This is a genomic window from Delftia sp. WSY_10 (genome assembly GCF_043104705.1).
Classification (GTDB): domain Bacteria; phylum Pseudomonadota; class Gammaproteobacteria; order Burkholderiales; family Burkholderiaceae_C; genus Comamonas; species Comamonas tsuruhatensis.
Window position 1 is genome coordinate 55,253 of sequence record NZ_JBICKY010000030.1, and the last position, 24,166, is coordinate 79,418.

18 protein-coding genes and 2 pseudogenes are annotated in these 24,166 nt (G+C 67.5%); 6 read left to right on the plus strand and 14 right to left on the minus strand.

Features of this window, described 5'->3' with window-relative positions:
* The first annotated feature begins 31 nt into the window (after nucleotides 1–31).
* The 4 genes from ACF8ML_RS13500 (at nucleotide 32) to ACF8ML_RS13515 (ending at nucleotide 5,045) form a co-directional block, all read left to right on the plus strand.
* Nucleotides 32–1,570 carry a 3-hydroxyacyl-CoA dehydrogenase gene (locus ACF8ML_RS13500; RefSeq protein ID WP_392407235.1) on the plus strand — a complete coding sequence of 513 codons (1,539 nt, stop codon included), beginning with the start codon at nucleotides 32–34 and terminating at the stop codon, nucleotides 1,568–1,570.
* A gap of 170 nt (nucleotides 1,571–1,740) precedes the next feature.
* Complete coding sequence (locus tag ACF8ML_RS13505; RefSeq protein WP_012205125.1) at nucleotides 1,741–2,460, plus strand: Crp/Fnr family transcriptional regulator; 720 nt, start codon at nucleotides 1,741–1,743, stop codon at nucleotides 2,458–2,460.
* A 145-nt stretch (nucleotides 2,461–2,605) separates the two neighbouring features.
* Nucleotides 2,606–3,691: a phosphotransferase gene (locus tag ACF8ML_RS13510; protein ID WP_061287584.1), complete on the plus strand. Its 1,086-nt coding sequence runs from the start codon at nucleotides 2,606–2,608 to the stop codon at nucleotides 3,689–3,691.
* 79 nt (nucleotides 3,692–3,770) lie between these two features.
* Complete coding sequence (locus ACF8ML_RS13515) at nucleotides 3,771–5,045, plus strand: acyl-CoA dehydrogenase family protein (RefSeq protein WP_016446718.1); 1,275 nt, start codon at nucleotides 3,771–3,773, stop codon at nucleotides 5,043–5,045.
* Nucleotides 5,046–5,115: 70 nt separating this feature from the next.
* On the opposite strand, the gene ACF8ML_RS13520 is transcribed toward ACF8ML_RS13515, so the two are convergent.
* The 8 genes from ACF8ML_RS13520 to ACF8ML_RS13555 form a co-directional block, all read right to left on the minus strand.
* A complete protein-coding gene (locus ACF8ML_RS13520; protein WP_392407237.1) occupies nucleotides 5,116–6,573 on the minus strand; it encodes an efflux transporter outer membrane subunit in 1,458 nt (485 codons plus the stop codon).
* A 1-nt stretch (nucleotide 6,574) separates the two neighbouring features.
* The gene (locus tag ACF8ML_RS13525; protein WP_047219734.1) at nucleotides 6,575–8,587 is read right to left on the minus strand and encodes an ABC transporter permease; all 2,013 of its coding nucleotides are present in this window, start codon (nucleotides 8,585–8,587) and stop codon (nucleotides 6,575–6,577) included.
* The gene (locus ACF8ML_RS13530; RefSeq protein ID WP_088165029.1) at nucleotides 8,587–9,828 is read right to left on the minus strand and encodes an efflux RND transporter periplasmic adaptor subunit; all 1,242 of its coding nucleotides are present in this window, start codon (nucleotides 9,826–9,828) and stop codon (nucleotides 8,587–8,589) included. Before ACF8ML_RS13530 ends, ACF8ML_RS13525 begins: the two co-directional genes overlap by 1 nt.
* A gap of 49 nt (nucleotides 9,829–9,877) precedes the next feature.
* Complete coding sequence (locus ACF8ML_RS13535) at nucleotides 9,878–10,255, minus strand: DUF3325 domain-containing protein (RefSeq protein WP_016450743.1); 378 nt, start codon at nucleotides 10,253–10,255, stop codon at nucleotides 9,878–9,880.
* Nucleotides 10,252–11,973, minus strand: coding sequence for a PepSY-associated TM helix domain-containing protein (locus tag ACF8ML_RS13540; protein WP_392407238.1), 1,722 nt, complete (start codon nucleotides 11,971–11,973; stop codon nucleotides 10,252–10,254). Before ACF8ML_RS13540 ends, ACF8ML_RS13535 begins: the two co-directional genes overlap by 4 nt.
* A gap of 1 nt (nucleotide 11,974) precedes the next feature.
* Nucleotides 11,975–12,310: a DUF3649 domain-containing protein gene (locus ACF8ML_RS13545; protein ID WP_392407239.1), complete on the minus strand. Its 336-nt coding sequence runs from the start codon at nucleotides 12,308–12,310 to the stop codon at nucleotides 11,975–11,977.
* A gap of 205 nt (nucleotides 12,311–12,515) precedes the next feature.
* Nucleotides 12,516–15,011: a TonB-dependent siderophore receptor gene (locus ACF8ML_RS13550; RefSeq protein WP_392407241.1), complete on the minus strand. Its 2,496-nt coding sequence runs from the start codon at nucleotides 15,009–15,011 to the stop codon at nucleotides 12,516–12,518.
* A 132-nt stretch (nucleotides 15,012–15,143) separates the two neighbouring features.
* Nucleotides 15,144–16,499, minus strand: a complete 1,356-nt coding sequence (locus tag ACF8ML_RS13555) for a sigma-70 family RNA polymerase sigma factor (protein WP_392407242.1) — start codon at nucleotides 16,497–16,499, stop codon at nucleotides 15,144–15,146.
* 488 nt (nucleotides 16,500–16,987) lie between these two features.
* On the opposite strand from ACF8ML_RS13555, the gene ACF8ML_RS13560 reads away from it, so the two are divergent.
* Both ACF8ML_RS13560 and ACF8ML_RS13565 read left to right on the plus strand, forming a co-directional pair.
* The gene (locus ACF8ML_RS13560) at nucleotides 16,988–17,359 is read left to right on the plus strand and encodes a hypothetical protein (protein ID WP_392407243.1); all 372 of its coding nucleotides are present in this window, start codon (nucleotides 16,988–16,990) and stop codon (nucleotides 17,357–17,359) included.
* 66 nt (nucleotides 17,360–17,425) lie between these two features.
* The gene (locus tag ACF8ML_RS13565; protein WP_289241309.1) at nucleotides 17,426–17,632 is read left to right on the plus strand and encodes a hypothetical protein; all 207 of its coding nucleotides are present in this window, start codon (nucleotides 17,426–17,428) and stop codon (nucleotides 17,630–17,632) included.
* Between the two features lie 56 nt (nucleotides 17,633–17,688).
* Here ACF8ML_RS13565 and ACF8ML_RS13570 read toward each other — a convergent pair whose 3' ends face one another.
* From ACF8ML_RS13570 to ACF8ML_RS13595, 6 genes and pseudogenes are all read right to left on the minus strand, one after another.
* Entirely contained in the window at nucleotides 17,689–20,235 is a 2,547-nt protein-coding gene (locus ACF8ML_RS13570) for a TonB-dependent receptor (RefSeq protein ID WP_154834532.1), read from the minus strand.
* 162 nt (nucleotides 20,236–20,397) lie between these two features.
* A complete protein-coding gene (locus ACF8ML_RS13575) occupies nucleotides 20,398–21,408 on the minus strand; it encodes a FecR domain-containing protein (protein ID WP_154834533.1) in 1,011 nt (336 codons plus the stop codon).
* The gene (locus tag ACF8ML_RS13580) at nucleotides 21,405–21,914 is read right to left on the minus strand and encodes a sigma-70 family RNA polymerase sigma factor (protein ID WP_047327597.1); all 510 of its coding nucleotides are present in this window, start codon (nucleotides 21,912–21,914) and stop codon (nucleotides 21,405–21,407) included. The genes ACF8ML_RS13575 and ACF8ML_RS13580 overlap by 4 nt, the downstream gene beginning before the upstream one ends.
* 242 nt (nucleotides 21,915–22,156) lie before the next feature.
* A pseudogene (locus ACF8ML_RS13585) lies at nucleotides 22,157–23,077 on the minus strand (hypothetical protein); the annotation flags it as partial.
* A complete protein-coding gene (locus ACF8ML_RS13590) occupies nucleotides 23,062–23,883 on the minus strand; it encodes a DUF3939 domain-containing protein (RefSeq protein ID WP_392407244.1) in 822 nt (273 codons plus the stop codon). The gene ACF8ML_RS13590 and the pseudogene ACF8ML_RS13585, both read right to left, overlap by 16 nt.
* A 76-nt stretch (nucleotides 23,884–23,959) precedes the next feature.
* Nucleotides 23,960–24,166: pseudogene (locus ACF8ML_RS13595) on the minus strand (right-handed parallel beta-helix repeat-containing protein); the annotation flags it as partial.

Genomic DNA, 24,166 nt, shown 5'->3' on the forward strand with positions numbered 1-24,166 from the left:
TTTGCATAGACACCTGTAGGACACCTCCTCTATGTACATGATCCAAAACAACATTTCTCCTATCGGGAACGTCGGATTGATAGGCGCAGGCATCATGGGGCAAGGCATTACCCAGCTGGCCGCCCAGGCAGGCGCCGGCGTGCTGCTGCAGGACGCTCGCCCGGGCGCTGCCGCGCAAGCGCAGCAACAGCTGTTTGCGCTGTGGGACCTGCTTGAGAAGAAACAAAAAATAACAAGTGAGCAGGCCGCAGATTGCAAGGCCCGGGTGACGGTGGCGGACGGTCTCGATGCGTTCAGGAACTGCGACCTGGTGATCGAGGCCATCGTCGAGCGCATGGATGCCAAGCAGGCGCTGCTGCGCGAGCTGGAGGCCATCGTTGCGCCCGGGACCCTCATCGCCAGCAATACCTCGGCCCTGTCCATCACCACGCTGGCCACGGCGCTCGAGCACCCGCAGCGCTTTGCCGGCTTTCACTTCTTCAACCCGGCGCCGCTGATGAAGGTGGTGGAGATCGTGCGCGGCCTGGCCACGGACGAGGCCACCTGCGCCACGCTGGCGCAGTTCGCGCGCAGCTTCGGCCACACGCCCGTGCGCGCGCAGGACACGCCGGGCTTTCTGGTCAACCACCTGGGCCGCGGCTATGTGACCGAGGCGCTGCGCATCGTGCAGGAAGGCATTGCCGACTTCGCCACCATCGACCGCATCCTGCGCGAGCAGGTGGGCTTCAAGCTCGGCCCGTTCGAGCTGATGGATCTCACCGGCCTGGATGTCACCCATGCCGTGATGGAGCACATCTACCACCAGTACTACCAGGAGCCGCGCTACCGCCCCAGCCCCATTGCCGCGCAGCGCGTGGCGGCCGGCCTGCTGGGCCGCAAGACCGGCCAGGGCTTTTACCGCTATGCCGAAGGCCGCGCCGAGCAGCCTGCCGAGCCTGCCGTGCCGCAGGTGCAGACGCTGCCACCGGTCTGGGTGTCGGCACGCGCGGCCCGGCGCAACGAGATCTACCAGTTGCTCAAGAGCCTGGGCGCACGCATTGAAACCGCGCAGGCACCGACCGAGCAGGCCTTGATCCTGGTGGCGCCGCTGGGCCTGGACGTGACCACGGTGGCTGCCGTGGAGCGGCTGGACTGCACGCGCACCATGGGCATCGACATGCTGATCGCCGACGCCGACACGCGCCGCCGCGTGCTGGCCACCACGCCGGCCACGCGCACCGACATGCGCGACGCCGCCCATGCGCTTTTTGCCAGCGACGGCAAGGCCGTGAGCGTGATCCGCGACAGCGGCGGCTTCGTCACGCAGCGCGTGGTGGGCTCCATCGTCAACATCGCCAGCGACATCTGCCAGCAGGGCATCGGCAGCCCGGCCGACCTGGAAAAGGCCGTGACCCTGGGCCTGGGCTATCCCATGGGCCCGCTGGCCATGGGCGACCGCTGGGGCCCCACCAACATGCTGGAGGTCCTGTTCAACCTGCAGACCGTCTACGGCGACCCGCGCTACCGCCCCAGCCCCTGGCTGCGCCGCCGTGGCGCGCTGGGGCTGAGCCTCACGCACGAGGAGCCATAAGCCCTGCAAAGCCGGCGACCCGATGCACGACGGGTCGCCTTTTTTTCGCCGCCCTGCCCCGTTTTCGGCAGGCCCAGACACCGAAGTGACAGGCCCGCCGGCGGCATGCTGCGCCGCGGCGGTCCCACACGCGACAATGTGACCGTCATCAGTCACGCAAAAGACAGGCCATGGACGACCCGATTCTTACCATCGAAGAACGTGAAGCGATCAATTCCGGTCGCTGGTTTTCATCACTTTCTCCATCGCTTCGGCACGACATTCTTCGATGCGCTTACGTCAAACGGTTCAAAGATGGCACGCTCATCTGCGCACGCGGAGAACCGCCCGAGGAATGGATCGCCTGCGCCCGGGGTGCGGTGCGCGTGAGCTCGACCTCGATCACGGGCAAGCAGATCACGCTGGACTACGTGGAGCCGGGCATCTGGTTCGGCGACGTGGCCATCCTGGACGGGGACAAGCGCACGCACGATGCCTATGCGCACGGCGAGACCACGCTGCTGTGCGTGTCCAAGACCGACTTCAAGAAAATCCTGTCCATGCATGTGGAGTTCTCGGAAGCCATGCTGCGCCTGCATGCGCGGCGCATCCGCCAGCTCTACGGCCTGGTCGAGGACCTCAACACCCTGCCGCTGCGCGCGCGCCTGGCCAAGCAGCTGCTGCACCTGGTGCGCAGCTATGGCGTGACCAGCCTGTCGGATGGCAGCGAGATCCGCATCGGCCTGCACCTGGCGCAGGAGGAACTGGCCCAGTTGCTGGGCGCCTCGCGCCAGCGCGTGAACCAGGAACTCAAGGCCATGGAACGCGAGAACGCCATCCGCATCGAGCCGGGCGGCCTGGTGGTCTGCGACCGCGACACGCTGCTGCGCATCGCCGCGCCCGACGCCTGAACCTGCGCGGCCCGCGCCGCGCCCCCTCCCCTTTTCTTGCACCGACCGGACGTTCGCGCCGGCCGGTGCCTTGCCGCGCCCGTGCTGCGCGGCTGTTCCCGTTTGTTGAACCGATTCTCGAACCGATCACAGGACTGACTGCCCCATGAGCACTTTCGACCATTTCGTAGGCACACGCGCCGTCTCCGACCAGCACGCATTCGACGTGCCCGCGCTCACCGCCTGGATGCAGGGCCATGTGCAGGGCTTTGCCGGCCCGCTGCAGGTGGAGATGTTCAAGGGCGGCCAGTCCAACCCCACCTACAAGCTGATCACCCCGGGACGCAGCTACGTGATGCGCTCCAAGCCCGGCCCCGTGGCCAAGCTGCTGCCCTCGGCCCATGCCATCGAGCGCGAGTTCCGCGTGATGAAGGGCCTGGCCGGCACCGACGTGCCCGTGCCCCACATGTATGCGCTGTGCGAGGACGAATCCATCATCGGCCGCGCCTTCTACATCATGGAGTGCATGGAGGGCCGCGTGCTCTGGGACCAGTCCCTGCCCGGCATGGAGCCGGCCCAGCGCGCCGCCATCTACGACGAGATGAACCGCGTGATCTCGGCCCTGCACACCGTGGACTTCGCGGCCCAGGGCCTGGCCGACTACGGCAAGAGCGGCAACTACTTCGAGCGCCAGATCGGCCGCTGGAGCAAGCAGTACGTGGCCTCGGTCACCCAGCCCATCCCCGAGATGGACCAGCTCATGCAGTGGCTGCCCGCCCACATGCCGGCCAGCGCGCTGGATGCCTCGCGCGTGTCCATCGTGCACGGCGATTTCCGCCTGGACAACCTGATGTTCCACCCCACCGAGCCGCGCGTCATCGCCGTGCTGGACTGGGAGCTGTCCACCCTGGGCCACCCGCTGGCCGACTTCAGTTACCACTGCATGAGCTGGCACATCCCCGCCACGCTGGGCCGGGGCATCGCAGGCAAGGACCTGGCGGCCCTGGGCATTCCAGACGAAGAGGAATACATCCGCCGCTACTGCGAGCGCACGGGCCTCAAGGACGTGGACACGCTGCGCGCCGACTGGAACTTCTACATGGCCTACAACATGTTCCGCATCGCGGCCATCCTGCAGGGCATCGCCAAGCGCGTGGAGGCCGGCACGGCCTCCAGCGCCCAGGCCAAGGCCTCCGGCGACACCGCCCGGCCCATGGCCGAGCTGGCCTGGTCCTTTGCCCAGCGCAGCTGAGCCATCCAGACCAGCCCCCAACACTCACCGATCACCCCGTTTCCACCACAAGCGACAAGCCAAGAGAAGGAGCGCATCCATGGACTTTGAATATTCGCCCAAGACCAAGGACCTGCAGGAACGCCTGCTGAAGTTCATGGACGAGCACATCTATCCCGGCGAAAAGGACTATGCCGCCGAGATGGAAGCCAACACCGCCGCAGGCAAGCGCTGGACGCCGCTGCAGACCATCGAGAAGCTCAAGGTCAAGGCCCGGGAGCAAGGCCTGTGGAACCTGTTCCTGCCCGTGGACAGCGCCGAGGCCGCAGGCTACAAGGGCGGCGGCCTGACCAACCAGGAATACGCGCCGCTGGCCGAAATCATGGGCCGCGTGCCATGGTCCAGCGAGGTGTTCAACTGCTCGGCGCCCGACACCGGCAACATGGAGACCATTGCGCGCTACGGCAGCACCGAACTCAAGGAGCGCTGGCTCAAGCCGCTGCTGGACGGCAAGATCCGCTCGGCCTTCGCCATGACCGAGCCCGAGGTGGCCTCCTCCGACGCCACCAACATCTGCACGCGCATCGAGCGCCAGGGCGACGAGTACGTGATCAACGGCCACAAGTGGTGGATCTCGGGTGCCGGCGATCCGCGCTGCCAGGTCTTCATCACCATGGGCAAGACCGACCCCGATGCGCCCAAGCACTCGCAGCAAAGCATGATCATCGTGCCCGGCGACGCGCCCGGCATCCGCATCGTGCGCCCGCTCAACGTCATGGGCTATGACGATGCGCCGCACGGCCACATGGAGATGTACTTCGAGAACGTGCGCGTGCCCGTGGGCAACATCCTGCTGGGCGAGGGCCGTGGCTTCGAGATCGCCCAGGGCCGCCTTGGCCCCGGCCGCATCCACCACTGCATGCGCCTGATCGGCCTGGCCGAGCGCGCGCTGGAGCTGATGTGCAAGCGCGCCAGCTCGCGCATCGCCTTCGGCAAGAGCGTGGCCCAGCAGACCGTGACGCAGGAACGCATCGCCGAGGCACGCTGCCGCATCGACATGGCGCGCCTGCTCACGCTCAAGGCCGCCTGGCTGATGGACATTGCCGGCAACAAGGTGGCGCGCAGCGAGATCGCCATGATCAAGGTCGTGGCCCCCAGCATGGCCTGCCAGGTCATCGACTGGGCCATGCAGGTGCACGGCGGCGGCGGCATGAGCGACGACTTCCCGCTGGCCAGCGCCTACGCCCACGCGCGCACGCTGCGCTTTGCCGACGGCCCGGACGAAGTGCACCGCAACGCCATCGCCAAGTGGGAGCTGGGCAAGTACGGCGCCTACGGCAAGGATGCCGGCGTGCCAATCACGCGCGGCAGCTGAGCAGGCTTCAAGCCTGAGGTCTCAGGCCGCACACCCGGCAGGACCGGGTGGCGACCCTGGCCCTTCCCTCTCAGCCAGGTGGCAATGCCCCCTGGCTTTTTTGTGCCTGCCTTTCCGGCATTTCAGTGCCCATGGCAGGCGGCTCCCATCCCCCGCCCAGCGCGCGGTACAGCGCCACGCGCGCCTGCAGCTGCAGCAGGCGCTGCAGCACGGCATCGTCCTGCGCCGCGTACAGCGTGGTCTGGGCCTGCAGCAGGGACAGCAGGCTTTCCGCCCCCGCCTTGTAGCGCAGCTCGGCCAGCGACACGGCCTGGCGGGCCTGGGCCAGCACCTCGGCCTGGGCCTCGGCCTGGGCCTTGAGGCCGTGGACGGCGTTGAGCGCCAGGTCCACATCGCCATAGGCCGCGACGATGGACTTGTAATAGCCGGCCAGCAGTTCTTCGCGCCGGGCCTGGGCGCCATCGCGCTCGGCCGCCAGCCGGCCGCCGTCGAAGATGGGGCCGGCCAGTCCGGCCAGCAGCGAATAGACCGGCTCGCGCAGCCAGTCGCTGGCGCGCCCAGCGCTGGTGCCCGCGCTGCCCGTAAGGGTCAGCCGGGGCCACAGCGCCGCACGGGCGGCCTGCAGGTTGGCGCTGGCGGCGGTCAGTTGCGCCTCAGCACTGGCAATGTCAGGGCGGCGCTGCAGCAGCTGCGTGGGCAGGCCTGGGCCGATCTCGGGCAGCTGCAGGGCTTGCAGCGAATCCGTGGCCAGCGCGGGGCGCCGGGCCTGGCCCAGCAGCACGGCCAGCGTGGCATCGGCATCCTCGCCCTGGCGGCGCAGCGTGGCCAGGGCCTGGCGCTGGCTGGCCACCAGGCCGCGCTGCTGGGCCAGCTCCAGCTGGGTGGCGGCACCTGCGCGCGCACGGGACTCCACCAGGCCCAGCAGCCGCTCGGCATTGGCCACGTTGCGCGCCGCAATGGCCTGGCGCTCGCGCAGCGCCACGGCCTGCAGCCAGCCATGGGCCACCTGGGCGGTGACCGTGAGGCGCACCGTGTCCTGGTCGAACCGGCTGGCCTGCCAGGCCGCCGCCGCCGCATCGCGCGTGGCGCGGTTGCGGCCCCAGAAGTCCACCTCATACGAGGCCGTCAGCGCGGCGCCGTAGACGCTGGCCTGCCCGCCCGCCACCTGTGCATGGTTCATGCGCTGGGCGCGCAGCTCGCCATTGAGCGAGGGCAGCAGCGCCGCGCCTGCTTGGCGCGTGGCCGCCTCGGCCTGGCGCACGCGGGCCATGGCGGCAGCCATGTCCAGGCTCTGGTCCTGGGCGGCCTGCACCACGCCGCCCAGCTCCGCACTGCCAAAGGCCTGCCACCACTGCGGTGAAACAGAGGCAGGGACGGCTTCGCCCTGCTGCTTCCACGAAGCGGCCAGCGCAGGCGCTGTCCTGTCCGGCACCGTCTGCTGCGCGGCGCAGCCGCCCAGGGCAAGCAGCGCGAGAGCGATGCAGCCCAGGCGTGCATTTCCCAGCGTCTTGTCGTTCATGTCTTTCATCTCACTCTCCCGCCAGCGCGCGCACCGGGTCCAGCCGCGCCGCCGTCTTGGCCGGCATGTAGCCGAACACCAGGCCCGTCACCACGGCGCATGCAAAGGCGCCCAGCATGGCGCGCACCGAAAACACCACGGGCACGCCCGCCACGATGAGCACCACGCCCACGGCCAGCCCGGCCAGCAGGCCCACCGTGCCGCCCACGAAGGTGACCAGGCTGGCCTCGGTCAGGAACTGGCGCAGGATGTCGCGCTGGCGCGCGCCCGTGGCCATGCGGATGCCGATCTCGCGCGTGCGCTCGCGCACCGTCATCAGCATCACGTTCATCACGCCGATGCCGCCCACCACCAGGGAGACGGCGGCAATCAGGCCCAGCATCACCGCCATGCTCTGGCGCGTGGCCGCCTCGGCCTGGATGCGCGCGGCCGCGTTGCCGATGCCGAAGTCCTCGCGCCCGCCGTGGCGCGCCAGCAGCAGCTTGCGCATGGCCTCCTCCGCCTCGTGCACCACGTCGGAGGACATGGCCTCGATCACCACATAGTCGGGCTGGGTCTGCGACTGGTAGACGCGCGCCCGGCCCGAGCGGTAGGGAATGAAGACCATGTCGTCATAGTTCTGCGCGCCCGAGTCCGCGCCGCGCTCGCTCATCACGCCGATGACCTCGAAGGCCGACGTGCCGATGATCAGCTGGCGGCCCAGCGGGTTGGGCGTGTCGGGGAAGAAATGCTGGTGCGCCTTGTGGCCCAGGACCACCAGGGGCGCCAGGTCGCGGTCCTCGGCCTCGGTGTAGTAGCGGCCCTGGGCCACCTTCCAGTGGTGCACCAGGGGCATCTCCTCGCTGGCCGCGAACACGTAGATCTGCTTGTCGGCCTTGCCGTAGCGCACGGTGATGGGGTCGCCGATGACGGGCATGACGCGCCGTATCTCGGGCAGTTCGCGCACGGCGGCCAGGTCTTCCTCGGTCATCTGCCCGGCCGGCCCGCCCGTGGCCGGCGGCTTGCTGCCCATGTAGAGGATGGCCGTGCCCATGGTCCCCATCTGCTCGACCACCTTGCGCCGCGCGCCCTCGCCAATGGCCAGCATGACAATCACCGAAGCCACGCCGATGACGATGCCCAGCAAGGTCAGGCTGGTGCGCACGCGGTTCATGCGCATGCCGCGCCAGGCGCTGCGCGCGGCCTCGAACAGCTCGGCCAGCCAGGGCGCGCCGGCGCTGCCGCGCTGCGGCGTGAGCGGCAGGGCAGCGGCGCCCGCATTCGCCGCATTTGCCGCATTCACCGCGTTGGCGGCATCGTCGCGCCGGCTGTCGCTGGTGATGCGGCCGTCGCTGATCTCGATCACGCGGCGCGCCTGGGCGGCCACAGTGCGGTCGTGGGTGATGAGGATGATGGTGTGGCCCGCATCGGCCAGCTCTCGCAGCAGGGCCATGACCTCGGCGCCGCTGTGCGAGTCCAGCGCGCCCGTGGGCTCGTCGGCCAGGATGATCTGGCCGCCGTTCATCAGCGCGCGCGCAATCGACACGCGCTGCTGCTGCCCGCCCGACAGCTGGTTGGGCCGGTTGCCCAGGCGCGAGCCCAGGCCCAGGCGCTCCAGCAGCGCACGGGCGCGCCGCACGCGCTCTTCCTTGGGCAGGCCCGCGTAGATGGCGGGCATTTCCACGTTCTCGCTGGCGCTTTCGCTGGCTATCAGGTGGTAGCCCTGGAAGACGAAGCCGAAGGCCTCGCGCCGCAGCCAGGCCAGCGCATCCGAGTCCAGCGTGGCCACGTCCTGGCCCTGGAAGTGGTAGCTGCCCTCGCTGGGCCGGTCCAGGCAGCCCAGGATGTTCATCAGCGTGGACTTGCCCGAGCCCGAGCTGCCCACCACGGCCACGAACTCGCCCGCGCGAATCTCCAGGTCAATGCCGTGCAGCACGGTGACGGCGGGCTGGCCGCTGTCGCCGCCGCCGTAGTGCTTGGTGATGCCGCGCAGCTCTATCAGCGGTGCGGTCAGCGGCGCGCCGGCCTGCATGCCCTGCGCCATCACCATTGCAGCCACCGCGGGCCACGGTCCAGAGGCGTCTCGCCGACGATGACGCGCTCGCCTTCCTGCAGGCCCTCCAGCACCTCGGCCTGGTGGCGGCTGCGCACGCCCAGGCGCACGGTGCGCTGCTCGGGCTGGCCCTTGGCGTCCAGCACGCGCACGGTCTGCGTGCTGCCGGCCTTCTCGGCCTTCTCGGCGTTCTCTGCCTTTTCCGCCTTGTCAGTCGTTCCCGCCTTGTCGGCCACGGCCATCAGCGGCACGGTCAGCGCCTGCGCGGCCTGGCCGGTGACGAAGACCACCTGGGCCGTCATCTGGGGCATCAGCTCGGCGTCCTCGTTGTCCACATCGAACAGCACGGTATAGGCCACGGCCTTGGTGGCGGGCGCAGGCGCCTGGCCCGCATTGCCGCCGGCCGGCGCCTGGCTGGTAGAGGGCGAAGGCAGCACCTGGCGCACCTTGCTGGACCAGCGCCGGGGCCTGGCCTGGTCGGCGCCGCCCAGCGTGGTGAAGTACACCGGCATGTCGTCGCGCACGCGGCGCACGTCGGCCTCGGACACTTCGGTCCACACCGTCATGGCCGACAGGTCGGCAATGCGCAGGATGTTGGGCGTCTGGTAGGTGGCGTTCAGCGTCTGGCCCTCACGTGCCTCCACCGACACCACGGTACCCGCCATGGGCGCGTAGATGCGCGTATAGCCCAGGCGCGCCTCGTCGGCCTTGAGCGTGGCCTGGGTCTGGTCGATCTGGGCCTTCAGGTGCTCCATGCGGGCACCGGCGGCGGCCAGGTTGGCTTCTGCGGTCTGCAGGTCTTCCTCGCGCGTGGCCCCGTCGCGGGCCAGCTGGCGCTGGCGCGTGAGCTGCTGCTCGGCCAGCTTGCGCAGCGCCTGCTGCTCGGCCAGTTGGGCGCGCAGGCCCGCCAGCGAGGCACGCCCCGCATCCACCGTGGCGCGCTGCACGCTGGGGTCGATCTCCACCAGCAGTGCGCCCTTCTCCACCTGGGCGCCGGGCTCCACGCGCAGCCGGGTGACCTGGCCCGACACCTGGGCGCCCACGTCCACATAGCGGCGCGGCTGCAGCGTGCCGATGGCCGTGACGGTGGACTCGATATCGGTGCGCGCCACGGTCTCGGTCTGGTAGGCCACGGCAGGCCGGCTGGACCACCAGGCGGCCGCGCCCCCGGCCGCCGCCAACAGGACCACCGCCACGGCGATGGCTTTCCAGCGTTGCTGCGTGCGCGTCATGCTTGCCTCCCGACCACACACACCCCGAACTGGAACGAAAGCAGGAAACTCATCTGAAAAACCCCGTAATGCCGAAACTGAAAACAATCCACGCCAAATCCGCCACGGCAAGCACACCAGCCAACCAGGCCAGCCGCGCCGCCCAGCGCGCATGGGCGCTGATCAGGGCCACGGCCATCAGCGCGCCAGCGGACACAAAGCCCAGCCAGGCCACCGTGCCCACCGTGCCGCCCCAGCCCGAGACAACGGGCACAAGGGCCAGCGCCAGCAGCGCCGTGCCCAGGCCGCGCAACTGCGGGCCACGGCGGGCCGGCAGCTCGCGCGCGCCGGTCAATTGTTCGTAGTGGCGGTCCATGGCAAAGGCCAGGGCCGCCATGCCTGCAAAGGCCAGGGCCAGTGCGGCCAGGGATGCGTGCAACGTGCTCATGCCTGCACCTCCGAGGGGCCGGCCACGGCGGCCTGCCCCTTGGCCGTCCTTGCCTTGGCGGCGGCACCCGCGCCGCGCCGCGCCAGCCAGCGCCAGGCCCAGGCGGCCGCCAGCCCCGTGGCCAGGCAGAACAGCTCCACCCCGGCGCTTTCCCAGTCGCCCTCCAGCATGTGGGCCGACAGCGGCTCGCCCACGGTGATCCAGTTGAGCAGAGGCAGCAGCAGGCACAGCATGGCCAGCAGGCCCATCTGCTGGCGCCAGGCCGTGGCCGGCGCGCAGGCCAGCGCATGCACCAGCGCCAGGCCCCACAGCCCGAAGAACACGGCCAGCTCCCAGTCATCGCGGTGCGCCAGGCCCACGGGCACCAGGCGGTTGGCCCACAGGTAGCCGATGCAGCCCAGGCCCAGCCCGGCGATGGCCGCCACGTTCAGGCCCTCGATCAGCCGGTACACGCGCGCCGTGGCGCTGCCGAACTCGCCCTGGTGGCGGCTGCGGCGCTTGACCATGAAGAGGATGGCGCCCGTGGCCATCATGGCCGCGCCCGCCAGGCCGCACAGGAAGTACAGCCACTTCATGGCCAGCCCGCCGAACTTGACCATGTGCAGCCCGCCCATGACCGCCTGGGCCAGCGAGGGGGTGCCGCCGTCGGCGCCGCCGGGCAGGCGCACCTGCAGCACCTCGCCCGTGGCGGCCGAGAACATGGCCATGCCCGAATTGGGGCTCAGGCGCTGATGCGCACGGTCATCGCTGTTCCAGCCGTAGACGCCGATGCGTGCCGATGCATCGCCGGGATGGTCAATGACCACCGCGCGCACCGCCTGGCCCATCAGCTCCTGGCCGCGCCGTGCAAACGGCTCCAGATCGGGCACCGCCAGGGGCTTGCCGGACAGCGCAGGCGGCCCGGCCTCGTTCATGTCGGCGATGAAGGCCGTGCGGGCGGCTTGGTCCGTGCCATAGACCGTCCAGACGCCAACGGGCATGAAGCTCAGGCTGGAGATGGCGATGCCGGTATAGGCAATCATGAACTGGAAGGGCAGCGTCAGCACCGCCACGGCGTTGTGCGCGTCCAGCCAGCTGCGCTGGCCCTTGCGTGCGCGAAAGGTGAAGAAGTCCTTGAAGATGCGCTTGTGCGTGACCACGCCGCTGACCAGGGCCACCAGCATGGCCATGGCGGCAATGCCTATCACCCACAGCCCCACCTGCCCTGCATGCAGTTCATAGTGGAAGTCCACGAAATGGTTGCCGCCCATGGTGGCGCGCGTGGCACCGTGGCCATGGCCGTGGCCGGCCCCCATTTCCTCGCCCGTGGCGGTGTCCAGCTCGGCATCGGCGTACTGGCGGTTGGCGTCGAACCAGTACACACGCAGGTCGCCACCGCCCTTGTCGTCGGACGGCCAGATCTCCCACATCTGCGCGCCCTGGTGGTGCTTTTGCATATAGGCCGCGCCCCAGGCCAGGCGCTGGCCCAGGTCCGCCCCCTGCCCGGCCGGCGCGGCGGCGCGCGCTGCCGCCTCGGCCGCCTCCTCGGCATGGTGCTCGGGCGTCATCCAGTGCGTGATGGCTTCCTGGAACACGGCCAGCGAACCCGTGAGGAACACCGCGAACAGCAGCCACGAAAACCACAGCCCGCACCAGGTATGCAGCCAGGCCTGGGCCTGGCGGAAACCGCCCGTGGCAGCGCCGCTGCCGGGGACCTTGCTGATCTGCGCCTTTGCCATCTCAGCCTCCCGCGCCATTGCGCGCCAGCAGCAGCGCGGCGCTGCCCATCAGGGCCGCAGGCACCAGCAACCCCAGCCAGACCCGGCCCGCCGAAACCGGCGAGAACGCCCAGATCACCGCCAGCGCGTGCAGCGCAAAGCTCCACTGCATGCCGGCGATCACGGCATCGACACGCGCGCCGGGCAACGCAGCGGCCAGGAAGGCCGCCAGCGCACTGGCCAGCGCATAGCCGCCGAAGACGGCGGCCAGCAGGCGGGACAGGACAAGCAGGCCCGGATGGACGGGCCTGTCGGCCTGGGTGATATCTGCACGATCAGCGGCTTGGGATTGGGGCATGTAATGGGTATTCGGATAAGCACAGGAACGCACGAATGCGTGCAAACAAGGGGCCAAAACGGATGCCGTGATGCGGCGGCCTTCAAGGCCCTCCTCATACATGACAAACGAGATCGAAAAAAAGGCCAGCCGCAATGGTTTTCGCCATTGCGGCCAGTGGCCTGGGTCGGACTGGGGCGGGCCCTCCTGGACCCCGCCCCGGCCCTCAGAAGGTGCCGCGCAGCGTCAGCACCGCATTGCGCGGCTTTCCATAGAAATTGCCGCCGCTCGCATAGCCCACGGTCTGGTAGTACGTCTTGTCAAAGATATTGTTGAGATTCAGGGAAACCGTCCAGCGCGGATCGATCCGGTACTGCACCATCGCATTGATGACCGAATAGCCGCCCTGGGTGAAGTTGTAGCGGCCGACTTCATTCCAGTCGGCGTCATACAGCGTATCGCGCACATGGTGCTTGCTCTGGATATGGGCGCTGCCGCCAATCTTCCAGCGCGACAGCTCGCCCGGCAGCACATAGGCCGTGGACAGCTTGAGCAGATGGCGCGGCGTGATGCTGCTGTAGGGCGCATCCTCGGTCTTGTCGCGCGTGGTGGTGTAGGTGTAGCCGGCCGCGATCTGCCAGCCGGGGCGCAGCTCGCCGCCGATCTCGGCGTCAAAGCCGCGGCTGGTCACCTTGCCCTGCGGCAGAAAGCAGCAATTGCCCGACCATTCCTCGTGATTGCTCGGATAGCGCGTATCCGTCACCGCCGTGCCCGTGCGCACCACGTTGAAAAGGCTGAATGTGGCATTGAGCCGGCCATCGGCCAATTCGCCCTTGAAACCGGCCTCATAGCTCTTGCCCTTGACCGGGTCCAGCGAATTGCCCGGAGGAGGCCCCGACTTGGACAGCGCCTGCGGCTTGAGAATCGAGGAATAGCTCAGATACGCCGACCATTGGTTGTTCAGGTCATAGATCACCCCGCCATACGGCGTGAACTTGGCCGGCTCGGAAAAGCGGCTGCCCGATGCCAATTCCCACTGGCCCGCCGCATTCAGCGACTCATAGACCTGGTTGAAGCGGTACTTGGCATAGCGCGCGCCCACGATCACATGCAGGCGGTCCGTCGGATGCAGGCGCAGCACGCCATAGCCGCCCGACTGGTCCTGGCCCCAGGGGTTGTAGCGGCGCGAGATCTCGCCGGCCGGCGCCGGGCGCCAGGCGCCGGGGTTGTGGACATCGATGGGCTCCACGCCCGTGGCATCGGTGGAATAGCCCACGTTCCAGAAGCTCTCCACCTTCTGCCGGTCCATGCCCAGCAGGATCTCGTGCGTGCGCCCGCCCAGGTCGAAGCTGCCGGCCAGGCTGGCGTCCAGCACGGTCTGCCGGTTCTCGTACAGGTAGTGGCCGCCGCCGTTCCAGTTCACGCCCAGGCCGGTTGCGGGGTCCAGCGCGCCGTAGCCGAACACCGTGGAGCCGTCATAGCTGGACTTGCTGCGGGTCAGGTTGAGCTTGCCCTTCCAGCGCGCGGAAAAACGGTGTTCCAGCGCGCCGAACAGCTCGCTGTTGTCCTTGCGGCCCGTGGCCCAGGGCTGGGTGAAGCTGGTGTGGCGCGGCAGGCCGATATCGCTGCCGTCGCTGTAGCGCGGCACGTCGCCGCCGCCATCGCCGCGCGTGCGGATCTTGCTGCGGCTCATGCCCACGGTCAGCAGGGTGTCGGGCGTCAGGTCCGCCTCGACCACGCCGTAGAACTGGGGAGCGCGCGTGTGCTTGATGTCCACGAACTGGTCCGTGTCCTGGTAGGACAGCACGGCCCGGCCGCGCACCCGGCCATCGAGGGCCAGCGGCCCCGTGGCATCCACCATGGTCTGGTAGTTGTTCCAGCTGCCGATGGATTGCTGCACCACGAAGCGCGGCTCGGCCAGCGGCTTCTTGCGCACGATGTTGATGATGCCGCCCGGGTCACCCACGCCGCCCAGCAGGCCCGAGGCGCCGCGCATCACCTCCACGCGGTCGTAGAAGTCCATGCTCTGGTTGACGCTGTAGGTGTACTGGGCGATGTTCAGCGGCGCGCCGCCGTCGATCTGCATGCTGTCGATCTGGAAGCCGCGCGAATAGAAATAGGTGGAGTCGAAATTGATCTGGCTGGTGGTGATGCCGGGCGTGGCGGCCAGCGCGTCGCGGATGTCGGTCATGCGGCGGTCGTCGAGCTGCTGGCGCGTGATCACCGACACCGATTGCGGGATCTCGCGGAACGACTGGTCCGTCTTGGAGGCGATGCTGGTCACGCGGCTGGTGTACGAGCCCGTGCCCTCGGTCGTGCCGTCGATGGCCCGGCGCGCGCTCACCCGCACTTCGGCCAGCGTCTTTTCGATGACGGCGACGGGCTGCACGGTCAGCGTGCCCTCTTGCACATGGCCCTGCAAGCCGCTGCCGGCCAGCAAATCATCCAGCGCCTGGCGCAGCGGCAGCTCGCCCCGTACCGCCGGCGCCTGCCGCTGGGCGGCCAGCGAGGGCGTGAACACCAGCTGCAGCCCGGCCTGCCGCGCGAACTGGTCCAGCGCGCTGGCCAGCGGCTGCGCCGCTATGTCGAAGCGCAGCGTCTGTGCGGCCGGCTGGGCCAGCGCCGCCTGCAGCGGCATGGCCAGGCCCAGGCAGAGCACGGCATGGGCCAGCGGATGGAGGGCGGCGCGGCAGGCGCCCGAAGAAGGGAAAAGCGGATGCATGGAAATCGTCCTTGGCAGTGATGGAAGGGACCCACAGGGATCACTGCCATGACGACTGGCCAGGAAAACTCCTGAAAAATAATGTGCGCCCCGCTGCCGTGCGCATGCAGTTGCTCTTGCCACCGTCACGCCTCAGCCCGCCGTGGCCACCAGCAGGCCGCCATCGGCCTGCCTGCGCACCTGCACCGGCAGCGCATGGGGCAGCGCCCGCACCCAGGCATGGGCCTTGGCGATGCGCACGCGCCCGCTCAGGGGCAGGCGCGCGGCCTCGGGTGTGGCCTGCAGGTCGAACGGCGCATAGCGTGACAGCCGCGCCAGGGCCTCGCCCAGCGTGGCATCGGCAAACACCAGCTCGCCATGCCGCCAGGAGGCCGCCTGCCCCGCATCGCCCCGGGTCTGCGTGGCCACCGTGCCTTCCATGCGCAGGCCCTGGCCTGCAGACAATTCATAGAAGGGCCCGCCATCCGCGTCGGATTCCACGCGCACACGCCCCGACTCCACCTGCACCGTGACCCGCTCCTGCCCCTGGGCGCCCGTGGCCAGTTCCACGCCGAAGCGCGTGCCGAGCACGGTGACGCGCACGCCGCCGGCCTGCACGGTGAAGGGCCGATCCTCGTCCCGCTCCACCTCGAAGAAGGCCGCGCCCTGCGTCAGCTGCACCACGCGCCGCGTGGCGAAATACTCCACCTGCGCGCTGCTGAGCGCGTCCAGCAGCAGGCTGGAGTCGTCCGGCAGGCCATGGCGCACCTGCTGGCCGCGCAGGCTGGACCAGCCGGCCTGCCACTGCACATGCGTGTCGCGGTAGTGCCGCCATTGCTGCCAGCCCAGGCTGCCGCCCAGGCCGAAACCGGCCACGCCCAGCAGCGCGGCCAGGCTGCGCCGCCGACCCGCATGTCGCGCAACGGCGCCGCCGGGCCGCGTACCGCGCCAGCGGTGCAGCGCATCCTCTATGCAGGCACTGGCCTGGATCAGGTCGCGCTCCACGGTGTTGAGGCTGACGCCCAGGCGCTCGGCAATTTCGGGCTGGCGCTCGCCCTGCACGCGGTGGGCGATGAAGGCGGCGCGGCAGCGCTCGGGCAGGCTGTGCAGGGCGGACTCCAGCACGGCCAGCGCCTGGCGGTACATGACGGAGTCGGCCACATCGGGCGCATGGCCGGGCGCCAGTTGTTCATGGACTGCCGCCTCGCCCAGGTAGCGGGCATGGCGCTGGCGGCGGCGGTGCGCATCCAGCGCCATGTGCTGGGCCATCACGGCCAGATAGGCCGTGGCGTCGCGCGGCATCTGGGCCGGATTCGCGGCCCCGGCCAGGTCTGCGGCCTCGGCCGGGGCGCTGCGCGCGTGTTCCGCCAGCCGCAGCCAGGTGTCGTGCACCAGGTCGCCCGCCTCCTCGCGGCTGCCCGTGCTGCGCGTGGCGGCACGCACCAGGTCGGCATAGGCCCGATCAAAGCCGGAAAGCAGAGCGCGGGTGAAGGAGGCGGACAAATCCATGGGGCTGGATCATAACCGCGCAAAGAAGAATCATTCTCAATAAACGCAATGCATGCCGGGCTCTTTCAGCGGTCCCTGGGCCATCCCTGAAAGGGCGCGATGCAAGGTGCAACGGGCCGCGAAGCGACTTTGCACACGCCGCACGCGCTATCATCCGCACCGGCCCCCTGTTCCGGGGCCGGTGCTTCAAAACACCCATTTAGTAAGCGGTGCTGCCTCCCCGAAAGCGAGGCCTTGTCACGTCTGGATTCCGGGCTGTGGACGCTCGTCCACGCCCCTGCGGTTTCGGGCGGGATGGGGCTACCCGTAAGGGCGTCCGCACATCTTGCTGTGTGTTTTGAACATCCCGTCCACCTGTTTCGTGCTTCAAAACGCGGAGTCGGTGGTTTCAGTCTCAGTAAGGAGCACGGAAACATGACTGCCGTTTCTCTGGCACTCGCCTGCGCGCCCTCTTTTGGCGCCGCCCCTTCCACACGGAGGGCCCAGGCATGACCCCCACCCAGCCCACCCCCGCCACGGACAGCCACAGCACCCGGCAGCTGTCCAATGCGCTCACCCAGGTGGACCATCTCGTGCAGCAAGGCTGTGCAGAGATCTCCTCCATCGCCCAACTCGCCCTGGCATGGCTGGAGACGCCCAAGGGCCATCGCCACATGGACGTGGTGGCCCGCGCCCTGCAATGCATCCGCGACAGCGCCGAGACGCTGGCCGACTACGCCGGCACCGAGGCCCAGGCCATGGGCTGCGGATTCGAAGACGCGGCCGAGATGCGCCGCGCCGAAGCGGCCGAGGCAGCTGCCAAAGCCATGGCGCAACTGCTCGACTGCCGCACCCATGAGCCGGTGCGCCCGCAGGGCTGAGGCATGGCCATGGACAAGGAGAAGGACAAGGGCACCACCAGGACATAGCCCCCCAGCCTGCACCAGTTGACCAGCGCCATCACCGAGATCCACGGCAGCGTGCAGGAAAACTGCACCGAGATCTCGGCCCTGGCGCAACTGGCCCTGGCGGCAGTGCATGCACCGCAGGAGCACCACAGCCAGCAGGCCCTGGCCCATGCGCTGCGCGCCATCCGCGACAGCGCCGACCTGCTGGCCGGCCATGTGAAGGTGGAGGCCCGGCGCGTGGTGTGATCCCCCGCAAGGCCGCTGGCTGCACAACGGCGGCCCGAACGCCTGCGCCGCCGTCCTCAGAAGCTGCCGCGCAGCGTGAGCATGGCGTGGCGCGGTGCGCCATACAGGTTGTTGCTGAACGTTGTGCCCAGGGTCTGGTAGTAGGTCTTGTCGAGCAGGTTGTTGATGTTCAGCGTGACCGTCCAGCGCGGGTCGATGCGGTACTGCACCATGGCATTCCACAGCGCGTAGCCGCCCTGCGTGAAGTCAAAGGGCACGGACGTGCCCGCCGCCGACAGTGCCGTGCCGCTGACGTAGTGCGTGCTCTGGATCTGGGCGCTGCCGCCCACTTTCCAGCGCGACAGCTCGCCCGGCAGCGTATAGGCCGTGGACAGCTTGAACAGGTGGCGCGGCGTGATGCTGCTGTAGGTCTTTTCGGTGCTGCGGTCGCGGGTGTTGTTGAAGGTGTAGCCCGCTGCCAGTTGCCAGCCGGGCTGCAGCTCGCCGCCCAGTTCCATGTCGAAGCCCCGGCTGGTGACCTTGCCCTGTGCCAGGTAGCAGCAGTTGCCGCTCCAGCGGCTGTTGCTGGTCTCGTAGCGCGGGTCCACCACGGCCGTGCCCGTGCGCTCCACATTGAAGAGGCTGAAGGTGGCGTTCAGCCGCCCGTCCATCAGCTCGCCCTTGAGGCCGGCCTCGTAGCTGGCGCCCTTGACCGGCGGCAGCGAGGTGCCCGGCGCCGGGCCGGCCATGCTCAGCGCCTGCGGCTTGAAGATGGACGAATAGCTGGCATAGGCCGACCACTGGCTGTTCAGGTCATAGATCACCCCGCCATAGGGCGTGATCTTGGTGGGTTCCTTGAACGGCGTGTTCGACCAGGGCGTGCGGTTGCCCTGCGCATCCAGGTTCCAGATCGACTGCTGGAAGTCGTAGCGGCTGGCGCGCGCACCCAGGATGAGGTGCAGCCTGTCCGTGGGATGCAGGCGCAGCACGCCATAGCCGCCCATCTGCTTTTGGCCCCAGGGGCCGTAGCGGGTGTTGAAGTAGGTTTCCGTGGGAGGCGTCCAGATGCTGGGAGCAAACGGATTGCTGGCCACGGTGCCGCTGCCCGTGAAATTGGCGCTTTGCCAGAAGCTTTCCACGCGCTGCCAGTCAGCGCCCAGCAGCAATTCATGCGTGCGGCCCATGAGCTGGAAGGGACCGCCCAGGCTCAGGTCCACCACCTCCTGCGTATTGCCGGACTGGATGTGGCCGCCGCGCCAGACCGCCCCCGCCAGGGTCTGCGGGTTGATGGCGCCGCCCATGTAGACCCAGAAGCGGTCCAGCTCGGTCTCCACGCGCGAGACGTTGAGCTTGGCCTTCCAGCGGTTGTCGAACTTGTGCTCGAGCTGGGCGAACAGCTCCTTGGTCTCGTAGTCGTAATAGGCCCAGGGCTGGGTGAAGTTGGTGTGGCGCGGCAGGCCCAGGCTGCTGCCATCGGCAAAGCGCGGCAGGCCGGCATAGTCGCCGTTCTCATGGGTCTTTCCGTAGCTGCCGCCCACGGTCAGCAGGGTGTCTGGCGTGAGGTCGGCCTCCAGCACGCCATAGAGCGAGGGCTTTTCGCTGCTGCGCAGGTCCATGTAGGAGTCGCCCTTGTGGTAGGACAGCACGGCGCGGCCGCGCACGCGGCCGTCGTCGGCCAGCGGCGCGCTGGCATCGAGCTCCACGCCGCGCCGGCTCCAGGAGCCGGCCGACAGCGCGGCCTTGAACTGCCGCTGGGCCAGCGGCTTCTTGCGCACCAGGTTGATGATGCCGCCCGGATCGCCCACGCCGCCCAGCAGGCCCGAGGCGCCGCGCATGACTTCGACGCGGTCGTAGAAGGCCATGTCCTGCTGCGGCGAATAGGTGTAGGCGCCCAAAGCCAGCGGCGCGCCGCCGTCGATCTGCATGCTGGTGATCTGAAAGCCCCGCGAATAGAAGTCGCCCACGGTATTGGCCACGACCACGCCGGGCGTGAGCTTGAGGGCCTCGGTCACATCGGTCACGCGCTGGTCGTCGAGCTGTTCGCGTGTGACCACCGATACCGACTGCGCAATCTCGCGGAACGACTGGTCCGTCTTGGAGGCAATGCTGGTCACGCGGCTGGTGTAGGAGCCCGTGCCTTCGGTCGTGCCGTCACCGGCGCGGCGCGCGGCCACGCGCACCTCGGCCAGCGACACCGCGCGCGGGGCAACGTCTGGCGCCCGGGCATCGGGCACGGCGCGCTGGCGCAGCACATAGCCGCCTTGCGGCTGCACCGCCGCCTCCAGCCCCGTGCCCTGCAGCAGCGCGGCCAGGCCGGCCTGCGCGGTGTGGCTGCCCTGCAGCCCCGGGCTGCGCAGGCCCTGGACCTGGTCCTGGGTGAAGGACAGCAGCAAACCCGAGTCGCGCCCGAAGCGGTTGAGCGCGTCCTCCAGCGTGCCCGCCGGAATCTGGTAGCTGCGTGTAGGTGCTGTGGCGGCCGTGGTGTTGACGGACGGCGAAGGCGCCTGCGCCCACAGGTTGCTGCCCAGCCCCGCGCAGGCCAAAGCCAGCAACAGGCCACGGGACGGGACGACAGAGGGGCGCAAGGCGCAGGGAAAGCGCCGGGGCGCTGCGGGATATGCCATGGTGTGCGAAGGACTGGGCCTGGAAGGAAAAGACAAACGGATGAATGGACGAATCGATGGGCGGGCCCGGCATGGCAAGCCCCCCTCTTCCTCCATGTCCCGCGAGTTCTCGAAACAGACCACCCCGGGCGCAGATTTCTTCAAAAAACTGCGCAGACCCCTTCAAGCCCCTGCCGCCTTCTTGCCCACCACCACCTCGCGCCGGCCCCACCAGCGCGTCATGGAGCGCAGCTCCAGTCCCGGCAGCGCACCGATCACGGCCAGCACGCGCGGCACCTCGGCCAGCGGATAGGTGCCTGAGATGCGCAGGTCGGCCACTTCAGGCTCGCAGGCCAGGGCCGCATCGCTGTACGGCTGCAGCGCCTCCAGCATCCGGGCCAGCGGCATGCCGCGCGCCACCAGCATGCCCTCGGTCCAGGCGGTGCTGTCCTCATGCACGGCGGTGGCTGGCGAGACGCCATCGGCCCGCAGCGTGGCCTGCTCGCCCGCGCTGACCACCAGCACACCCTGGCCGGCCAGCCGGGGGGTCAGGCGCACGGCACCCTCGAACACACCCACCTGGAAATCACCATCCGCGAGCGCACGCACGGAAAACCGCGTCCCCAGGGCCAGCGCCTCGCCCGCAGTGGTCTGCACGGCAAAGGGCCGGGCGGGCTGCTCGGTGTCCTTGGCCGTGGTGACCAGCACCTCGCCCTGCAGCAGGCGCAGACGGCGGTGCCGGGGACCGTATTCGATGTCCAGCGCGCTGGCGCCGTTGAGCACGATCTGCGTGCCGTCCGGCAACGCCATCTGCCGACGCTCGCCCCGCGCCGTGCGTGCATCGGCCACCCAGCCCTGCCAGGGCAGGCGCTGCTCCATCTGCCAGGCAATGCCGGCACCAAAGGCCGCAACGGCCAGGGACCGGATCACGCGCCGGCGAGCGGAACCACGCGGAGCCAGCGCAGCCCGGGCTATCGGTGATTGCGGCGGCGCCACCAGCCCAGCCAGCCGCTGGTTGACTGCAGTGATGCGCTGCCAAGCCTGCTCGTGCAGCGGATCGGCCGCGCGCCAGGCCTGCCAGGCTTGCCATTCGCGGGCCAACTCATCGGACAGGCCGCCCTCCTGGTGCTTCAGCCACCACTCGATGGCGCTGCGCGCTACCTCGGGCGGCAGGCCGGCTCCCGGCGCCGTCATGCATCCACCGCGAAATAGCAGTGCATGCCGGCCTGCACCAGGTAGCGCTTGATGGTGGTCAGCGACAGGCCCAGCTCGCGCGCAATGTCGGCCTGCTTCATGCCGTCCAGCTGGGCCATCAGAAAGGCCCGCCGCACGGGAGCAGGCAGGCCGTCGAGCATGCGGTCGATCTCGTCCAGCGCCTCCAGCAGCAGCGCGCGCTCCTCGGGCGAGATGGCAAAGGACTGCGGCGCCTGGGCCAGCGCCTCCAGATACGCGCGCTCCAGTTGCTGGCGCCGGTAGTGGTTGGCCAGCACGCGCTGCGCCACCGTGGTCAGGAAGGCGCGCGGCTCACGCGCCTGCACAGGCTCGTCGCGCGCCAGCAGGCGCACAAAGGTGTCGTGCGCCAGATCGGCCGCCTGGTGCACATCGCCCAGCTTCTTGCGCAGCCAGCCCTGCAGCCAGCCGTGGTGGTCGGTGTAGAGCGTGGCGACTTCGCGGTGAAGGGAGGTTTCGGCGGCAGGCATGGCGCGGAGGAGGAATGCGTGGGCGGCTGGCCCGAAATATGAGATCAATTCTCATTTGCATTCTAACGGTTGGCCTGCGCTGCGTTGCCACGGTGATGCCGACCCAGCACCCATCACCTGCCGCCCTGCAAGGTGTTGCCGCTCTCAGCCGTGGTACTGGCCGCATCCTTGCGCACCGGCAATGCGACCTGCTCGAACACATTGCCCTCGATCACAACGCCTTTGGACTCCAGCAGGTTGATGCCGGCCTGGGGTTCCTCTTCCTTCTTCCTGAACAGCCCGCTGCGCTTCACGATGAAGCGGTTGTTGCGGATGATGGAACCATCGGCATCGCGCAGCTTGAGGATGGCGGGCAGCGGCGCCTTGTCGCGCAGGTCCATGTGCACGATGAAGGTATTGCCCTCCACCAGCGAGCGCGGGCCATACAGGTAGACAGCGGTGCGGCCATCGACCTCGATGGTGTTGTTGCGCACCACGTTGTCGGAGCCCGCCATGATGATGGCGCGGCCGCCGGATTTGATTTGGAGGTTTTCTGCTGTGTAGAAGGTGGGTGGGAAATAATCCCAAGGGATTTTGTTAAAAGCCTCGGTTTCCGGGTTCCAGTTGGATTCTTTTGTAACAGCAGTGTCTTCTGTCAGCATTTTCATTCTTTTATTTATCATAATATTTGGCGCCATCTCAACACCTATGCCAAAACCCCCAGGAGTCTCTATTTTTCCGTTATGAACTTTTAAAAAAACTTGATCATTACCCAATATTCCTATTCCATTTACATTCTTAAATGGTCTACCGGAGATTAGATGTTCTCTCAAATCTAATTCAGATAGACTGTTTTTGTAAAAAGTCAGTACGCTACCATCACCTTGACTATCCGTGGGTGAACCATGCTCTATTCCACCCTCTATCCAATCAATGGCCTTTCGCTGTATAAAATCGTGAATTACACAATAACGGCCATTGTCTCTAATAGCCGCTGCTATGGGATAATAGCCTCCGAGATATTTAATCGCTTTGCACCCTTCCGGTAGGGGGGAAGTATCGCTAGGTGGGTGACGACGCTCCGCCCATTCTTCTGTTGTTAGCTGTTTTTTTTGATTTGAATGACATTCAATCAATAGTACGGAATTAAGCATCAAGAATAGAGTGATCATACCTCTTTGCATACGCTGCTCCCCGGAAGGCAAACCCCTGGGTATTTTTCTTCCTGCCCGATAAGATCTCCTAGGAAAATCTCTCTATTGATTTGCGCCTGATCTTTATCATATTTCTCGCTCATCTTATCAAGAAAATTTATTTCTTTATTTTCTTTGTCATTCTTTCCTTTTGGATTTAATTTTCCATTGGCAATGAATTTATTAACGGATTTTTGCAGGAAATCAATCTTCTTAGGAAAGTCTTTCCCTTCCTCTCTAATTGCATTGAATCTCTCTAGCACATTCCTGATCTCCTCAAACCCCAGCGCAGGCCTAGTTCCATACGCCGTTAAAAACTCATAAACCGCCTTCTCCCCTTGCAGCGATCGATACTCCCGCTTGTCCCAATAAGGCACCTCTGGGTCAGGCATATTCCCCAGTATTGGCATGTCCTCGTCATAGGTGTAATCCGGCTCCGACCCCGCAAACCCATGCCCTATGCCCAGCTTCGCGCTGATGGCATCGAACGGCCGGTTGTCCTTGTCCCGGTGGCTGAAGGTGTCCAGGTAGGAGTGCAGGAATTCGCCCAGGAACTGGTATTCGGCACAGGGCTGGGCCGGGTTGCCCAGCCGGCTGGCGTTGAGCAGGTTGTTCAGTTGCGGGCTCAGGTTGCCCACCACGCTGTTGACGTTGTCGTTGGCGTACTGGGGCAGCGTGGTTCCTCTGTCGTCGGACAGGTTGTCTCCACATACTGCGAAGCCAGCGCCGTGATGCGCGCCCCGGCTCGTAGTCCAGGCCGGCGGCCAGGGCCAGGAAGAAGACCTGTAGTAGTGCATGTCCTCCTGGTACAGCCCGTGGTATCGATCCGGTTGAGTGGGTTGCCGCATATGGCCGTCGAATACCTCCATTCCATCAGGGGCTGCCTTTTGAAATGTTTCCACTCTCCGTTGTGGTACTGGCCGCATCCTTGCGCACCGGCAATGTGATCTCTTCAAACACATTGCCTTCGATCACTACGTCCTTGGACTCCAGCAGGTTGATGCCGGCCTGGGGTTCCTCTTCCTTCTTCCTGAACAGTCCGCTGCGCTTCACGATGAAGCGGTTGTTGCGGATGATGGA

Excerpts from the sequence above, each read along its gene's own strand:
- ACF8ML_RS13535 (WP_016450743.1), bottom strand. The coding sequence starts at position 10,255 with ATGAGCACGTTGCACGCATCCCTGGCCGCACTGGCCCTGGCCTTTGCA.
- ACF8ML_RS13575 (WP_154834533.1), bottom strand. The coding sequence starts at position 21,408 with ATGACGGCGCCGGGAGCCGGCCTGCCGCCCGAGGTAGCGCGCAGCGCC.
- ACF8ML_RS13500 (WP_392407235.1), top strand. The coding sequence starts at position 32 with ATGTACATGATCCAAAACAACATTTCTCCTATCGGGAACGTCGGATTG.
- ACF8ML_RS13545 (WP_392407239.1), bottom strand. The coding sequence starts at position 12,310 with ATGCCCCAATCCCAAGCCGCTGATCGTGCAGATATCACCCAGGCCGAC.
- ACF8ML_RS13515 (WP_016446718.1), top strand. The coding sequence starts at position 3,771 with ATGGACTTTGAATATTCGCCCAAGACCAAGGACCTGCAGGAACGCCTG.
- ACF8ML_RS13550 (WP_392407241.1), bottom strand. The coding sequence starts at position 15,011 with ATGCATCCGCTTTTCCCTTCTTCGGGCGCCTGCCGCGCCGCCCTCCAT.
- ACF8ML_RS13520 (WP_392407237.1), bottom strand. The coding sequence starts at position 6,573 with ATGAAAGACATGAACGACAAGACGCTGGGAAATGCACGCCTGGGCTGC.
- ACF8ML_RS13555 (WP_392407242.1), bottom strand. The coding sequence starts at position 16,499 with ATGGATTTGTCCGCCTCCTTCACCCGCGCTCTGCTTTCCGGCTTTGAT.
- ACF8ML_RS13560 (WP_392407243.1), top strand. The coding sequence starts at position 16,988 with ATGACCCCCACCCAGCCCACCCCCGCCACGGACAGCCACAGCACCCGG.
- ACF8ML_RS13510 (WP_061287584.1), top strand. The coding sequence starts at position 2,606 with ATGAGCACTTTCGACCATTTCGTAGGCACACGCGCCGTCTCCGACCAG.
- ACF8ML_RS13590 (WP_392407244.1), bottom strand. The coding sequence starts at position 23,883 with ATGCACTACTACAGGTCTTCTTCCTGGCCCTGGCCGCCGGCCTGGACT.
- ACF8ML_RS13580 (WP_047327597.1), bottom strand. The coding sequence starts at position 21,914 with ATGCCTGCCGCCGAAACCTCCCTTCACCGCGAAGTCGCCACGCTCTAC.
- ACF8ML_RS13505 (WP_012205125.1), top strand. The coding sequence starts at position 1,741 with ATGGACGACCCGATTCTTACCATCGAAGAACGTGAAGCGATCAATTCC.
- ACF8ML_RS13570 (WP_154834532.1), bottom strand. The coding sequence starts at position 20,235 with ATGGCATATCCCGCAGCGCCCCGGCGCTTTCCCTGCGCCTTGCGCCCC.
- ACF8ML_RS13540 (WP_392407238.1), bottom strand. The coding sequence starts at position 11,973 with ATGGCAAAGGCGCAGATCAGCAAGGTCCCCGGCAGCGGCGCTGCCACG.
- ACF8ML_RS13525 (WP_047219734.1), bottom strand. The coding sequence starts at position 8,587 with ATGGCGCAGGGCATGCAGGCCGGCGCGCCGCTGACCGCACCGCTGATA.
- ACF8ML_RS13530 (WP_088165029.1), bottom strand. The coding sequence starts at position 9,828 with ATGACGCGCACGCAGCAACGCTGGAAAGCCATCGCCGTGGCGGTGGTC.